Consider the following 15,267-nt stretch of genomic DNA (forward strand, 5'->3'; position numbering starts at 1 on the left):
CAATGAGAATAAATATGAAACATTTAGTTGAAAGATTTCTTCGATACGTCACGTTTGATACCCAATCCAATCCACATGTGACGCTTTGCCCAAGTTCACCTGGTCAGCTTGTGTTTGCTGAGTTACTTAAAAATGAGATGATCGAGCTTGGTTTAAGTGACGTGACTTTGGATAAAAATGGCTACTTGATGGCTAAACTGCCAGCCAATGTTGATTATGAGGTTCCTCCTATCGGCTTCATTGCCCATATGGATACTGCGCCGGATGCATCTGGCAAAAACGTAAAGCCGCAATTCATCGAAGATTACCAGGGTGGCGATATTGCATTAGGGTTGGGGGATGAAGTGTTATCTCCCGTGCAATACCCAGATTTACATCACCTACATGGCCACAATCTTATTACTACCGATGGCACTACATCACTTGGCGCGGATAACAAAGCTGGTATCGCAGAGATTCTTTCCGCGGTAGCTCTGCTACTGGAAAACCCAGACATTCCACACGGCGACATTTGTATCGGCTTTACTCCGGATGAAGAAATCGGTCGTGGTGCAGATTTGTTTGATGTTAAGAAATTTGGCGCGAAATGGGCATACACTATAGATGGTGGCCCGCAAGGTGAATTGGAATACGAAAACTTTAATGCAGCAAACGCTGATGTAATTTTTCATGGTGTTAGCGTTCATCCAGGTACTGCAAAAGGCAAAATGGTCAATGCGATGAACTTGGCTGCGAAATTTCAAGTTCAAATGCCCCAAGATCAAACTCCGGAAACAACCGAAGGTTACGAAGGGTTCTTCCATCTAAAATCGGCAGAAATGGGCGTTGCACGAAGCGAGCTCGGTTACATTATTAGAGACTTTGACCGTCAAAGGCTTGAGGAGCGAAAAGCCTTTATGCAGAAACTCGTCGATGAAATGAACACGGGTTTACGCCATGGTTCTGTAGAGCTAAAAATAAAAGACAGCTATTACAATATGAGAGAAATGGTTGAGCCTTACCCTCATATCATTGAGTTGGCGAAGCAAGCGATGGAAGCGTGTGATGTGGAACCGATTATAAAACCTATTCGTGGTGGTACAGATGGCGCTCGTTTATCTTTTATGGGTTTGCCGTGCCCGAATATCTTCACCGGTGGTTTTAACTTCCACGGAATTCATGAGTTTATTTCTGTTGAAATGATGGAAAAATCAGTACTCGTTATTGTCAAAATTGCTGAGCTCACAGCGAAAAAACACAGTTAAAAGACTACGTCGAGACCTCTTGCAGATTTAATAACAAAATAGCCCAGATCTCTCTGGGCTATTTAAATATTAAGATGGAATACTAGCGCACGTCTTTGTCTTCAATTTCAATGTCTTCTAGCGGTAACCAGTCGACTTTCACACCCGCTTGGTCGAACATATCTTGACTGACTTGGATTTTATCTCCCCAGCGAGATAAAAAGTCTTCAGACTGCTCAGGGCAGTGTACGTGTGAGATCCCTGTTTGAATGATCTTTGCCGCGCAGTTAGGGCAAGGAAAATGCGTTACCCAAATATCACATCCGTCTAAGTCACGTTTTGAGAACAAAATTGCGTTCTCTTCCGCGTGCAGTGTTTTAAGGTATTTCAACTCGCGCTCATCGGTGTCGACACTGTCAGAAACACCATGCGGATAGCCATTAAATCCAACAGATACAATGCGATTCTGTTTAGTAATAACGGCACCGACTTGTGTTGATGGGTCCTTACTCCAAGACGCCACTAGTTCTGCCATCTGGTAAAAGCGTTTCGCCCATTTAGAAATCATAGTCATCCTCTCTGTCGAAGGCGTTGAATTAATTGAATGATAACCCATTTATATTAAAAAAATAGTCAAAATCGGGGTCTTGAGTATGAAGGCGTCACTTTTTACCTTTTTAGCCACAAAACGTTCTTATCTTGAGCACTGAATCTCACTTTACGCCCGAATACAATACTCCCGTTAGTGTTTCCAAGCACACGCTAAAATTCGCGATCTCCTAAGGCGTATATTAAATAGTTATGATTGAGTTGTATGTATATTGCTCATTGAATACCACTGTTAACTAAATTACTTTATTTTCCTTTTGTTTCTCATGTTTACATTTAGAAACACCTTGGGCGCTTTTCAGTGAAGTTTTCAGTGGCAGCAAGGAGTAAGGTTGATAGGAATTCAACAATATCCTGTTCTATAAAGACGGTAAATACATGCAAAAGAAACCACTTGTCGCACTAATGGCGGCTACAGCAATCCTCGCTGGATGCGGGGAAGCTAATAATGCCCAAACGAAAGGTCAAGCGCCTCTCGTAGTGACTCAGGATGTCACGGTTATCGACTACCAACCGAGCAAGTCTTATATCGGTCGCATTGAAGCAGTAGAAGATACCAATATTACCGCGCAGATTTCTGGCTACTTAAAAGCTCGTCACTTTGAAGAGGGGCAAATGGTAGAAAAAGGGCAGCTCCTTTACTCTATCGAGCCATCTTCTTTTGAAGCCCAAGTCGCGAGTGCTAAAGCCGCACTTGCACAAGCTAAAGCGGCGCTAAAAAAAGCCGAATTAGATCATACTCGAGGTAAAAACTTGTTGCCTCGCGGTAGTATCTCTCAATCTGAGTTTGATGCTTTAACAGCTGCACTTCTTGGTGCGAGAGCAGAGCTAGAAGCGGCAAATGCTCAACTTAAACTTGCTGAAGTTAACCTTTCCTATACTCAAATCCGAGCACCTTTTAGCGGACGTATTAGTGATACCAAAGTGAGTACGGGTGATCTGGTTTCTCCGTCATCTGGCGTGCTGACAACTCTGGTGAGTTTAGATCCAGTTCATACCTCATTTAGTGTGAGTGAGCGTGAGCGTTTAGCTATGGGTATGGATCAAGTAAAAGGTGATGGCTCGGCTGAATCAAACCGCGTTGAAGTTCAGCTTGAACTGGAAAATGGACAGTTTTTTGAGCATCTCGGTAAGCTTGATTTCTTAGGTAATCGTATTGACACCAAAACGGGTACGATTGCTATGCGCGCGCTCGTTCCAAACCCAGAACAGAAGTTACTTCCGGGTCAGCACATCAAAGTGAACTTGAGAGATAAGAATACGAAGGACGTTATTGTTATTCCACGACGTGCCGTTCAAACTGACTTAGAAGGTGACTTTGTGATGGTGATGGCTGAGGGAAATGTCGCAGAGCGTCGTAACGTAGAGCTTGGCCCTCAGGTTGAACAAGGTATTATCATTCGAGAAGGGCTCGATCAGGAAGATACAGTTATTACACAAGGCCTACAACGTGTGCGTAATGGTGTAGAAGTGCGCCTTCAAGCACCTGCTGAAGATAAGCAGTAGGGGGCACTATGTTAAGTCGTTTCTTTATTCAGAGACCTAAATTCGCGCTGGTTATTTCGATCATATTAACGCTAGCCGGCGCGATCTCACTGGCGATTTTGCCAGTGGCGGAGTACCCACAGATAAGTCCGCCATCAGTCAGCGTTTCGGCATACTACACCGGTGCGAGTGCGGAAGTTGTCGAGCAGGCCATTGCTGACCCCATAGAGACCTCAGTCAACGGCGTTGAGGATATGATATACATGTCTTCAAAGAGCGCGAACGATGGCTCTTACAGCCTAAACGTCACGTTTGATGTCGGCACCGATCCAGATATGGCGCAAGTTAACGTGCAAAACCGCGTGTCACAGATTGAGTCAAAACTGCCTCAAGAAGTTCGCATGGTTGGTGTGACGGTGAAAAAGCGTTCACCTGACTTGCTGATGGTACTTAACTTCTATTCACCTGATGGCAAATACGATGATCAGTTCTTGATTAACTACATTAACTTGAATGTAAAAGATCAGTTGGCTCGTGCGAAAGGTATCAGTGAAGTTAACGTGATTGGTGGTGGCGAATACGCAATGCGTGTTTGGTTAGATCCTGAAAAAATGGCCAACCTTAAGCTAACCACGTCAGACGTATACGCCGCTTTGGCTGAACAGAACGTTCAAGTTGCGGCAGGGCGTGTAGGTGCAGCACCATACAACAATCCGCAAGAAGTTCAGTTTAACCTTGTGACCAAAGGTCGCTTGGAAAGCGTGAGTGAGTTTGAGAACGTAGTCCTTCGAGCTAATCCCAATGGCTCTACGGTTTATCTGAAAGATGTTGCTCGCGTTGAACTAGGCAAAAAGTTCTACGATGGTAACGGTAAGTTCCGTGGCCAGGACGCGTCAATCGTTGCGTTGTCTCTTCAATCGGATGCGAATGCGTTAGAAAGTGGTCAGGCCGTCATGGAGCTCCTTGAAGGCTTGAGCAAAAACTTCCCAGAGGGAATGGAATACGAGACCAGCTACGATACAACCGTGTTCGTATCTGAATCGATCAAAGGGGTAGTAAAAACACTGATTGAAGCGATTCTATTGGTGATCGCTGTAACTTACTTGTTCTTGGGTAGTGCGCGTGCAACGTTGATTCCTGTTGTCGCGATCCCCGTTTCTCTGATTGGTACGTTTGCCATCATGCAGGCAACGGGCTTCACCATTAATACGGTTACTTTGTTTGGCCTGATCCTTGCGATTGGTATCGTGGTGGACGATGCGATTCTGGTTATCGAAAACGTCGATACTACCATGGCGAAAGACCCAACCATTTCACCGCGTAAAGCGACGTTGCTAGCGATGAAAGAAGTAACGGGACCAATCATCACGTCGACCTTGGTTCTACTTGCGGTATTCATACCCGTCGCCATGCTGCCAGGTATCACCGGTATCATGTATCGCCAGTTCGCTTTGACCATCTGTATTTCGGTTGTTATTTCATCCATCAATGCATTGACGCTGTCTCCAGCACTTTGTTCTCTGGTATTGAAGCAGGGTGGGGGCAATACCGCTAACTGGTTCCAGGCTTTCAACCGAGGCTTAGAGCGCATCACTACGCGTTATGGCCAGATCGCTGGTTTCTTGGTGAAGAAGTCTTTACTGCTCGTGACGTTCTTTATAGTTGCTATCGCAGCGGTCACTTTCTTTGCGAAAACCACCTCTACAGCGTTTGTTCCTCAAGAAGATAAAGGCATTTTGCTGGTTAACGTACAGCTACCAGATTCAGCCTCTTTATCACGCACTGAAGAAGTCACCAATGATTTAATGAAAATGATCGGTGAAGAACCTGGTGTGGATGGTGTGACGGTTGCGAACGGTTACTCGTTTATGACAGGCGCAGCAGCATCAAACGGTGCTTCTGTATTTATCAAATTGCATGATTGGGATACTCGTAACTTGCTGCAAGGAGAGCACTCTGCTAATGCTATCGCGGCACGTATTAACGGGCGAGCGGCGACAGAGTTACCTCAAGCGGTTGTTTTTGCGATGGGACCACCGGCGGTTCCAGGTATGGGCGCTGCGTCTGGTTTTGAGTTTGTGCTTGAAGACACGCTAGGGCGAAGTCGTACCGACTTGTCGATGGTCATGGGAGAAATGATCCAAGCGGCTAACCAAGCGCCTGAAATTGCCTACACGTTTAGCACGTTCCGCGCGAATGTTCCGCACTACTACGTTGATATCGATCGTGAGAAAGCGCAGCAATTAGGTATTTCGCTGTCGTCTATTTTCCAAACCTTGCAAGGCAACTTAGGTTCGCTTTATGTGAATGACTTCACCATGTTTGGTAAGAACTTCCGCGTAACCATGCAAGCTGATAGCCAGCACCGTAGCAGCATGGAAGATCTAGAGCGTTTCCATGTTCGTTCTTCGAACGGTGATATGGTTCCGTTAAGTACGCTAGTGAGCTACGAGCAAGTGTTTGAGCCTGATGTGGCGTGGCGTTACAACATGTACCGCAGTGCTATCATTCAAGGCCAACCAGCACCGGGTTACTCTAGTGGTGATGCGATTGCCGCAATGGAACGCGTTGCTGCTGAAGTTCTTCCACAAGGGTACACGTATGAATGGACAGGTATGGCTTATCAGGAAGTGCTCGCGGGTAACCAAGCCATTTATGCGTTTGCGCTGGCTTTGATCTTCATTTACTTGTTTATGGTGGCTCAGTATGAGAGTTGGAGTATTCCACTGGCTATTATTTTGGTGGTCCCAGTAGCAACGTTAGGTTCCTTCCTTGCGTTGAATCTAACTGGCACGCCGCTTAACTTGTATGCCCAAATTGGTCTTGTCTTGCTCATAGCCTTGGCGGCGAAAAACGCAATTTTGATTGTGGAGTTCGCCAAGCAAGAGCGTGAAGAAAAAGATGCTGATATCGATAGTGCAGCGGTTAAAGGAGGCACGTTACGTTTCCGCGCTGTGAATATGACATCTTGGTCATTTATCCTGGGTATCTTCCCGCTTATCTTTGCCGCTGGTGCGGGGCACGTGAGTCAAAACTCACTCGGCGTGTCGCTGATTGGTGGTCTATTGTGTGTGCTTCTAGCAGGTACATTCTTGATCCCAGGCTTCTACGCCCTGGTGCAAAGACAGCGTGAGAAAGTTCATGGCGGCAACACCAAGCTGGTTCCTCTTGATGATGAATAATCACATCCGAAGTGCGCAGTAAGCACGAAGTGACAATTGAAAAAAAGCCCGAAGCGATGATTGCCTCGGGCTTTCTATTTTGAAAAGGGTTATTTTAGCGCAGTTTTGAATTGTGCAACGGCTTCATCCATATCATGAGCTTGAGCAGAGACAGAGTTCACTTCGTGCAAGCATTCCTGAGCGGATTGCATGTTATTCTCAGATATTGCGTTTAGCTCGGTGATTGAACCGCTAACTTGGTTCATCACGATACCTTGTTCTTCAATTGCTGAAGCTATGCGCTCCGAATTACCTTGAATTGAATGCATGTCAGTAATGATCTGTTGCAGGCTAGAATCCAGTTTTTCAGAAGCATTAAGTGTTTGTTGCCCTTGATCGTTACATTGATCAATATCAGCAACAACTGTAGACATTTGAGTTTGAATGTCTGCAACGACCCGCGTGATTTCCTCTGTGGATTGATGAGTTCGGCTAGCTAGGGCGCGTACTTCATCGGCGACAACTGCAAACCCGCGGCCTTGTTCGCCTGCTCGCGCGGCTTCAATTGCTGCGTTGAGAGCTAGTAGGTTGGTTTGCTCTGCAATTTCTTGGATGATGTTCACGGCACCACCAATTTTATCTACATGCTGATTCAGCGAGCCAATCGACTGCTGGCTGTTTGATAAAATCGTGGTTAGTTGACCGATGTTGGTTACCGTCGCCTCAACAACTCCTCGACCTTGTTCGGCATTATTCGCTGCCTGATGTACGCCTTCTACCGCAACTGATGTGCTTTCAGAGATTTCACCTATTGTGGCAACCATTTGCTGAACTGCCGTCGCCATTGATGCTGTGTGGTCAGTTTGAGTGTGGAATTGCTCCATAACGCCTTCTAACTCACGATGCATATTATCGGTACTTGCAGTGAGTTGCGCCGATTTTTCTTGGGTACTACTAATTAGATGCTCAAGCTTATCCAATAGGTCATTGAGGTGATGACTGATATCAAATAGCTCGTCTTGACCTTTCAAATCAGATCGAAGTCCCATGTTGTTCGTTTCGCTGATACTTCGAATGGTGCCAAGTAAGCTATTCACTCGCGTATTGATTGAACGTGAAATTTGCCAAATCAATGCGAAAATAACGACTAAGATCAGAGCTGTAATGACCTGCTTGATGGTCGACATTTGTTCATCACGTTGTGCGGCAGCAGAGCTAAGGGCTGTGGAAAAGGTTTCAAATTGCTCTTCTACGGCATGGGATAATGCGCGAGTTTCACCGAGTAGGCCTTTGTCATAAGCAACCCCAACAACTTGCTTTTGGGCCGCCAATTGCTTACCTGTTTTGATAAGCTCCGGAGCATATTGCCCCTCAAGCAAGTCACTATTGAATAGTCCTGCTTTTACTGCAGAGTCAAAACGGACTAATGCCAATAACTGCTGGTGGTCTGAACGTTGTTTTGCTTCTAATAGTGCTTGTTCGTAACCAGCGAGAAGCCCACTCTTTGAGTCAAGCCCGTATCGTTGGTAAGCGCTGACCAGATTCTGAAAGCCCCTTTGGTATGCGAGCAAGTCTTGCTTAAATTGTTGACTGGAAGGTAATTCATTACTCTTGAGTATGTTCGCAAGCTCTTTTTCTGTGTCTATAAACTTGTCAACATTGGCGTCAAACTTATTTAGATATTTGTCATTACTACGTAGTAGGAAATCTTTTTCATTTCTGCGTAAGTTGAGTAAGCGTATTTCTAGATCACCAACGAGTTTGATGGCGTGATTTAGATCATTGCTCTTATTTTCAAAATGGGATGACGTACCCAAAAGGGCCACGATGCCTAAAATGGCGATAACTCCGAGGAAGTAGAGTTTTTGCCTAATAGTCATATTGTTGTTTCCTGAATAAGTAACTAAAAAGAGAAATCCAATGAGATTTCCAAGGGCTAGCAAACGTTGTTCAACTAACATGTCGAGAAAACGACATGCACTAATACAGCACTTTTTTACGTTGCTGTTTTTTCGCTCCGTGCTTGTTTTTTGTATCAAGTCGTCGGCGTTGAGAAGCGCGGGTTGGTTTCGTTTTAATACGCTTCTTCTCCTGTAAAGCGGCAGCTTTTATCAATGCTTGAAGCCGATTTAGGGCGTCTTCCTTATTTTGTTCTTGTGTCCGAAATTGTTGCGCTTTGATGATGATCACGCCATCTTTACTTATACGACTATCAGAAAGTGCAAGTAATCGCTCTTTGTAAAAGTCAGGTAAGCTTGAATGCCGGATATCAAAGCGCAGGTGTATAGCGGACGCTACCTTGTTAACGTTCTGGCCACCATTTCCTTGAGCTCTAATTGGGGATAATTGAATTTCCCACTCTTGAATTGTGACGGAGTTCGAAATTTTGAGCATGATAAGTAAATGCCGGTAAGGACGATTGAAAGAGCTGATAAATTAACATTACAGATGCACAAATAGAAGAAAAGACATGAGCACGATTGATTTTAGACCCTATGAGGGATTCATATTTGATATGGATGGTACTCTAATCGATACCATGCCAGCCCATTTGGCAGCTTGGCAAGCAACTGCTGAGCGTTTTGATTTTCCGTTTTGCCAGGAATGGTTTCACAGTTTGGGAGGGATGCCGAGCTTTAAAATTGTTGAGGAACTAAATCGTGTGCATGAGCTTTCATTAGATCCTAAAACTGTCGCGACATTTAAAATGGAAACATTCGCTGCTATGGAGCTTCATGGTGACGTTATTCCTTGCACGAACATCGTGTTAGAGGAATATTTAGGCCATAAGAAAATTGCAGTCGGGACTGGCAGCCAACGAGAAAGTGCCATGCGCTTATTAAGCCATGCAGGTTTATTAGACAAGTTGGATGTTGTAGTAACCGCGAGTGATGTAGAGAACCATAAACCCTTTCCAGATACCTTTTTGGTGGCCGCGGAACAACTCGACTTGGAGGCGTCACAGTGTCTTGTGTTCGAGGATACTGAGTTGGGGAAGCGAGCGGCGCATGCAGCTGGTATGGATTGCGTTATGGTGCAAGATAATGAGTTGATCTTTTTCCCAAAACCATAGTGGCAATATCCCTTAATATGAGATCAAAATGGGGTGCAAATGCACCCCATTAATTTTTACCACATCATCGATCATGAATCATAGATGCTTATTCTGGTTGAACTAGCTCTTGGTATTCAAATGAAGGTACCACAACTTCTACGCGACGGTTTTTCTCACGACCTTCGCGAGTGCTGTTGTCAGCAACTGGGTTTTCTTCACCCATACCTTTAACTGTCAAACGATCTGAACCAATGCCAGCTGCGGTTAGGTAATCAGCAACAGATTGAGCACGACGCTCAGACAGTTTTTGGTTGTATGCCGCAGGGCCTGAGCTATCCGTGTAACCAGTAATCTCTACTTGAGCTTGAGGATATTCGTTCAAGAATGAAACAAAGTTGTCCAGACGTTCAGAAACGGACTCTGTTAACTTAGCACTATCGAATTCAAACGTACCTGTACCGTACTCTTCTTTGTGCACCTTGCTCATCATCACTGGTTCTGGATCTGGCTCGATCACTTCTTCCGTTACAACTGCTGCAACAACTGGAGCTGCTGCGAATTTGTAGTTAACACCGATACCAAAGAAGTTAGCATCCATGTCGTCCCACACGTCGTCAGACATATCTTGGTAGCGTTGGTATTCAGCGCGAACACTCCAGTTTCTATCGATCGAGTATTCAGCACCCAAAGAACCTGTTGGGACAAAGTCTGTTTCGTCATCAGACATCATGTAAGCACCACCGATCTTAGCAAATAGATTCCAAGAGTCGTTTAAGTGCCAGTTGAATTTAGGTGCAAGTGTTAAAGCCGTTAGATTGCCGTCAATCGTATTAATCGTATTAGCCCCTGACCTAGAGTTTCCTTCATAGTCGCCTAAGAAGTCTACGCCGTACTCTAGCCCGATGATATCAGTAAAGTCATAACCGATATGTAGTCCTGCACCGAACGCTTCATCATCACAAGGGCTATTTAGATAGCAAGCGTCGTCAAGTGTAGTCATGCCCACTTTGCCCCCGATGTACATTTCAGCTTGAGCAGAGTTTAAAAGCGCGCTACTACCAGCTACCACTGCTGCTACTGCAATTGCTACTTTGTTCATAATGTTTCCTTGTATTGATTGCATATTAACTTCTACTTCGTTTTATCAAAAAATTAGAAAAAACCAGCGTTTATAAGAAATTAGTTTAATATTCTAATCATTTCATATCAAGCAACAATATATTTGAACTTGATCAACATTTACTACCCAAAAATACCTCACAAACTTCTGATATTTCTTACATTGTAGTAAAGATTTTTTGGTGCATAAGAAAATTGATGATTATTTTGAACTTTTTTTCGTAAACTTTACTTTACATTGTGCGCGGTGGTTAACAGGTGGTTTTTATTTGCATTTATTTGCAAAAACTGATTGCAAGTCTACGCCTAAGCCGATAAGTTACTTAAACGCTAGACAGAAAATGACCACAGCCCTTGATGCTGCTCGCTTTGTGAACAATGTTGCAATGAGTTCAGTTGGTAAAAATGGGGTCGGAAATAAAACCAGGAAGTAGAAGTAATGTTTCAAACTGATGATGTAAGAATAAATAGAGTAAAAGAGTTATTGCCACCTGTTGCAGTATTAGAGAAGTTCCCAGCGACTGAAACCGCTTCTTCGACCACTTTTGATTGCCGTAACGCCATTCACAATATTCTTGAAGGAAAAGACGATCGATTACTCGTGATCGTTGGCCCGTGTTCTATTCACGATCCGGCTGCCGCGGTTGAGTACGGCAAAAAGCTAAAAGTACTACGTGATGAACTGGGCGAGCAGCTTGAGGTTGTTATGCGAGTTTATTTTGAAAAGCCGCGTACGACCGTTGGTTGGAAAGGCCTTATCAATGACCCTTACTTAAATGACACCTATAAGCTAAATGATGGTCTACGTATCGGACGTAAACTTCTTCTTGATCTAACCGATATGGGCTTGCCAACGGCAAGTGAATTCTTAGATATGATCACACCTCAGTACGTGGCGGATTTGATCAGTTGGGGCGCTATCGGTGCTCGTACGACAGAATCTCAGGTTCACCGCGAGCTAGCTTCTGGTCTTTCTTGTCCTGTAGGTTTCAAAAACGGTACTGACGGGAATATTAAAATAGCGAGCGACGCGATTCGTTCTGCAAGCGCTTCCCATCACTTCCTTTCAGTAACAAAATACGGTCATTCCGCGATCGTAGAAACCGCTGGTAATCCAGACTGCCATATTATTCTACGTGGCGGTAAAGAACCAAACTACAGTGCAGCACATGTAGCTCAAATTAAAGATGAGCTGGACACTGCAGGTCTGCCGAAAAAAGTGATGATTGATTTTAGCCATGCTAACAGCTCGAAGCAGTTCAAGCGTCAAATGCTGGTGTCTGATGATGTATCCGAGCAAATCTCTGCTGGCGAAGAAGCCATTTTTGGAGTGATGATCGAGTCTCATTTAGTTGAAGGTCGCCAAGACTTAGTGGATGGTAAAGCAGCCACTTATGGTCAGTCGATTACTGATGCATGTATTGGTTGGGAAGATACGGAAACGGTACTTCGTCAGCTTTCTGATGCAGTAAAAGCGCGCCGCAACAAGTAAACTCAACAGAAAAACTTTTTTAAAAGTGAATAGTGAAGAGCCAGAGGTACTATGCCTCTGGCTCTTTTTGTTGAGAATTACTCTCATATCTTTCTATTGCTTCTGCTTTCCTATATGTTATCTGTATACGTTGTAACCAAAAGGAATTTGGAATTGAGTCGTAATGTATGGCTTCTATCCCTCTGCCAAGCCTTATTAATGACAGGGAATATTTTACTCATATCTGTTATTGCCCTTATTGGCAAAACACTTGCGCCGTCATCAAGTTTTATCACATTACCAGTTGCACTGCAGTTTTTGGGACTGATGGCCGCGACAATTCCCGCGTCGCTAATTATGGGCAAGTTAGGGCGTCGCCTTGGTTTTAGCCTTGGTAATGTCATTGGCATTTTGGGTGCTAGTCTAGCGACGTATGCATTAAGTCAACAAAACTTCTATCTGTTCTGCATGTCTACGTTTTTGCTTGGTGTTGGTATAGGTTTCGGTACTCTATACAGGTTTGCTGCCATTGAAGTGTGTGAAGAGTCGGCAAGGCATAGGGCGATTTCGATATCTATGGCGGGTGGGGTGTTAGCGGCGATCCTTGGACCTAATTTGGCGGTGTACTCACAGCAGTGGTCAGGTGATGGCTTATACATTAGTGCATTTGCTGTGCTTGTCGTGCTTTATATAACCGCGTTGGTTGTGCTACAAACCATTCGTTTTCCACCTGCACACACGCAGGCGCTACACGCTAAGGCGGATAAGCTGAGACTGATTATTCGTCGACCTAATTTCATGCTGGCCGTTATCGCGGCAATGGTTGCGTACGCGGTGATGAACATTTTAATGACAGCAACTCCTTTAGCGATGATTGGTTGTGGCTTTGATTTTGATAAAGCGGCGGGAGTGATCGAATGGCACGTGTTGGGTATGTTTGCACCTGCGTTTGTCACGGGCCGTCTGATAGAGCGGTTTGGCGCTAAGAATATGATTTTGGCGGGTGGATTGCTATTTGTTGCTTGTATTGGAATTAATATACATGGAGTGTCTATCTGGCATTTTAGTCTTGCTTTAATCCTGTTAGGAATAGGGTGGAACTTTATGTTTATCGCAGCAACCGGGCTGTTTAGTCAAAGCTATGAAGCGAAAAACAGAAGCAAGGCTCAAGCGTTTAATGAATTCTTCGTGTTCAGTTGTGTCACCATCACCGCATTACTATCTGGTTGGCTTGAGTCTACCGTAGGTTGGCAGAATCTTAATTTGTATGTTCTTCCATTTGTGTTACTCGTTATCGCGATGTTTGCGTTAAAAACGAATAAAAAGCCAGAATCACAAACCGCTTAATTAAGGCTTAATATATAACCCGGCCGATCGTGTCGGGTTTGTTTATTAGCTCAAATCAACAATCTCTTCTTTATCTTTTTATCGATAATGTGAATTCCCACAATAAAAATGTCGATTTGATAAGACTTTTTATCTAACTTTTTGTAATAAAAATAAAAATCCTGTATATATCTTGCCGAAAATCAATAAAAACTAAAGAAGTTTCGTCTATGTCAGCCAATATTTCTCATAAAGCTCAAGAAACTCTCGTGAGGGAGTCTGAGGAACTCGTCTCAACAACGAACTTACAAGGTGTTATTACATATTGTAATGAAGCCTTTTGCCGCGTTGCTGAATACACTCACGAAGAACTTGTCGGTCAGAACCACAATATAGTTCGTCATAATGATATGCCTAAAGCCGCTTTCGGTGACATGTGGGCACGCCTTAAACAAGGTAAAGCCTGGCGTGGAATGGTTAAGAATTCCACTAAGTCTGGCGGTTACTATTGGGTTGATGCTTATGTCACCCCTATCTACGAAGACAACCATGTTGTTGGGTATCAATCAGTGCGCGTGAAGCCAAAGCGAGAGTGGGTTGATATTGCGACAAAAGCCTACAAAAGCATGCGTGCTGCAGAGAAGTCTGGCCGAACTTGGTCGTTGAAAATCAATGAAACCATTCGCTATGCGATTCTACTTGGTGCACTAACCGCACCTGCAACCGCATATGCGTTGTCTGTTGAAGGGCCGTTGGCTTGGCTTGCAAGTGCGTTACCTGCAAGTGTTCTGGCTCTGTTATTCCGCCAAGAGTTAATTGATACACCTCAGCAACTTAAAAAGTTACAAAAGCAATATGACAGCGTAAGTCGCTTGATCTATTCCGGTAACACGGCATTTTCGATTGCTGATTTCCATATCAAAATGCTATCCGCAAGAATTCGAACCGTGTTAGGAAGAATGACTGACTCTGCATTGCCTTTGCAGCATTGCGCCGAAGAGCTCAGTCAAACAACGGCAGAAGTCTCGGCTGCATTAAATCAGCAAAATACCGATATTCATCGTGTGCGAGATGCTACCCAAGAGGTGGAGTCGTCGGCAAATTCGGTTTCTTCGAGTACCAATGATGCCCATATGTTGATTGATGATACATTGAAGTCATGCTTGATGGCGAAGGAGACCATTGATCAAACGCACACCAATCTAGCGCAATTAAGCCTTCAAGCTGAAAAAGCGACGGAAACGACGTATCAACTGAGTGATCAGGCGCAGAAGGTGAACCATTTGATGGAAGAGATTGGTGGGATCGCAGAGCAAACCAATTTACTGGCACTCAACGCGGCGATTGAAGCGGCAAGAGCAGGGGAGCAAGGTCGTGGTTTTGCTGTTGTAGCTGATGAGGTCCGCGCGCTTTCTGGGCGAACATCCAATGCAACTGAACAAATCCAAGCCTCTATCTCCACTATGTTGGCAACGATTCAAAGTTGGCAGAAAGATATTCTGGCAAACAAAGAGCAAACCGATGCCTGTTCTCAAGTAGCAGAACAAAGCGCGTTGCGTTTGTCTGAAGTTGAACAGATGATGCAAACCATGAGTGGGCTGATGGTTGATGTAGCAGAAGCGGCGAATAACCAGTTAAAGCTATCTAGTGATGTAAACCAGCACATTCATTCTATTGCTTCGACCGCAGAACAAAACTTGGCAGCAACACATTCAGTTGAGCAAAATAGCCGACAGTTGAAAGACCAAGTACAAGATTTCTATCAGCTCGCACTTCGATTTGAAGACAAATAGTCGTAACGAAAGTTGTGATGTTTAT

Annotated in this window: 11 protein-coding genes; 7 read left to right on the forward strand and 4 right to left on the reverse strand. The window is 44.4% G+C overall.

Going from position 1 to position 15,267, the window contains the following annotated elements; translation table 11 throughout:
* Nucleotides 1–14: 14 nt before the first annotated feature.
* Nucleotides 15–1,244, forward strand: a complete 1,230-nt coding sequence (gene pepT / locus R7Q48_RS01685) for a peptidase T (protein ID WP_318132122.1) — start codon at nt 15–17, stop codon at nt 1,242–1,244.
* 82 nt (nt 1,245–1,326) lie between these two features.
* Here pepT and R7Q48_RS01690 read toward each other — a convergent pair whose 3' ends face one another.
* Nucleotides 1,327–1,791, reverse strand: a complete 465-nt coding sequence (locus R7Q48_RS01690; RefSeq protein ID WP_005373515.1) for a dCMP deaminase family protein — start codon at nt 1,789–1,791, stop codon at nt 1,327–1,329.
* A gap of 419 nt (nt 1,792–2,210) precedes the next feature.
* Between R7Q48_RS01690 and vmeY the strand changes: the two genes are divergently transcribed.
* Both vmeY and vmeZ read left to right on the forward strand, forming a co-directional pair.
* On the forward strand, nt 2,211–3,338 hold the full coding sequence (gene vmeY, locus R7Q48_RS01695; RefSeq protein ID WP_064369359.1) for a multidrug efflux RND transporter periplasmic adaptor subunit VmeY: 1,128 nt from the start codon (nt 2,211–2,213) through the stop codon (nt 3,336–3,338).
* A gap of 8 nt (nt 3,339–3,346) precedes the next feature.
* Entirely contained in the window at nt 3,347–6,499 is a 3,153-nt protein-coding gene (vmeZ, locus tag R7Q48_RS01700) for a multidrug efflux RND transporter permease subunit VmeZ (RefSeq protein ID WP_171344203.1), read from the forward strand.
* Between the two features lie 89 nt (nt 6,500–6,588).
* Here vmeZ and R7Q48_RS01705 read toward each other — a convergent pair whose 3' ends face one another.
* A complete protein-coding gene (locus R7Q48_RS01705; protein ID WP_025767924.1) occupies nt 6,589–8,358 on the reverse strand; it encodes a methyl-accepting chemotaxis protein in 1,770 nt (589 codons plus the stop codon).
* A 100-nt stretch (nt 8,359–8,458) separates the two neighbouring features.
* Nucleotides 8,459–8,872 (reverse strand): alternative ribosome rescue aminoacyl-tRNA hydrolase ArfB, encoded by a 414-nt coding sequence (arfB, locus tag R7Q48_RS01710; RefSeq protein ID WP_017635196.1) that lies wholly within the window; start codon nt 8,870–8,872, stop codon nt 8,459–8,461.
* Nucleotides 8,873–8,948: 76 nt separating this feature from the next.
* Here arfB and R7Q48_RS01715 point away from each other — a divergent pair, with 76 nt between their 5' ends.
* On the forward strand, nt 8,949–9,551 hold the full coding sequence (locus R7Q48_RS01715; RefSeq protein WP_017819896.1) for a beta-phosphoglucomutase family hydrolase: 603 nt from the start codon (nt 8,949–8,951) through the stop codon (nt 9,549–9,551).
* A gap of 88 nt (nt 9,552–9,639) precedes the next feature.
* On the opposite strand, the gene R7Q48_RS01720 is transcribed toward R7Q48_RS01715, so the two are convergent.
* The gene (locus R7Q48_RS01720; protein ID WP_005373499.1) at nt 9,640–10,632 is read right to left on the reverse strand and encodes an OmpA family protein; all 993 of its coding nucleotides are present in this window, start codon (nt 10,630–10,632) and stop codon (nt 9,640–9,642) included.
* Between the two features lie 459 nt (nt 10,633–11,091).
* Here R7Q48_RS01720 and aroG point away from each other — a divergent pair, with 459 nt between their 5' ends.
* The 3 genes from aroG to R7Q48_RS01735 all read left to right on the forward strand — a co-directional run bounded on the left by aroG (nt 11,092) and on the right by R7Q48_RS01735 (nt 15,242).
* Nucleotides 11,092–12,144 carry a 3-deoxy-7-phosphoheptulonate synthase AroG gene (gene aroG / locus R7Q48_RS01725; RefSeq protein ID WP_017635200.1) on the forward strand — a complete coding sequence of 351 codons (1,053 nt, stop codon included), beginning with the start codon at nt 11,092–11,094 and terminating at the stop codon, nt 12,142–12,144.
* 153 nt (nt 12,145–12,297) lie between these two features.
* Nucleotides 12,298–13,470, forward strand: a complete 1,173-nt coding sequence (locus R7Q48_RS01730; RefSeq protein WP_394628215.1) for an MFS transporter — start codon at nt 12,298–12,300, stop codon at nt 13,468–13,470.
* Nucleotides 13,471–13,679: 209 nt separating this feature from the next.
* The gene (locus tag R7Q48_RS01735) at nt 13,680–15,242 is read left to right on the forward strand and encodes a methyl-accepting chemotaxis protein (RefSeq protein WP_151515720.1); all 1,563 of its coding nucleotides are present in this window, start codon (nt 13,680–13,682) and stop codon (nt 15,240–15,242) included.
* The last annotated feature ends 25 nt before the right edge of the window (nt 15,243–15,267 follow it).

This window comes from Vibrio sp. 378 (assembly GCF_033339435.1).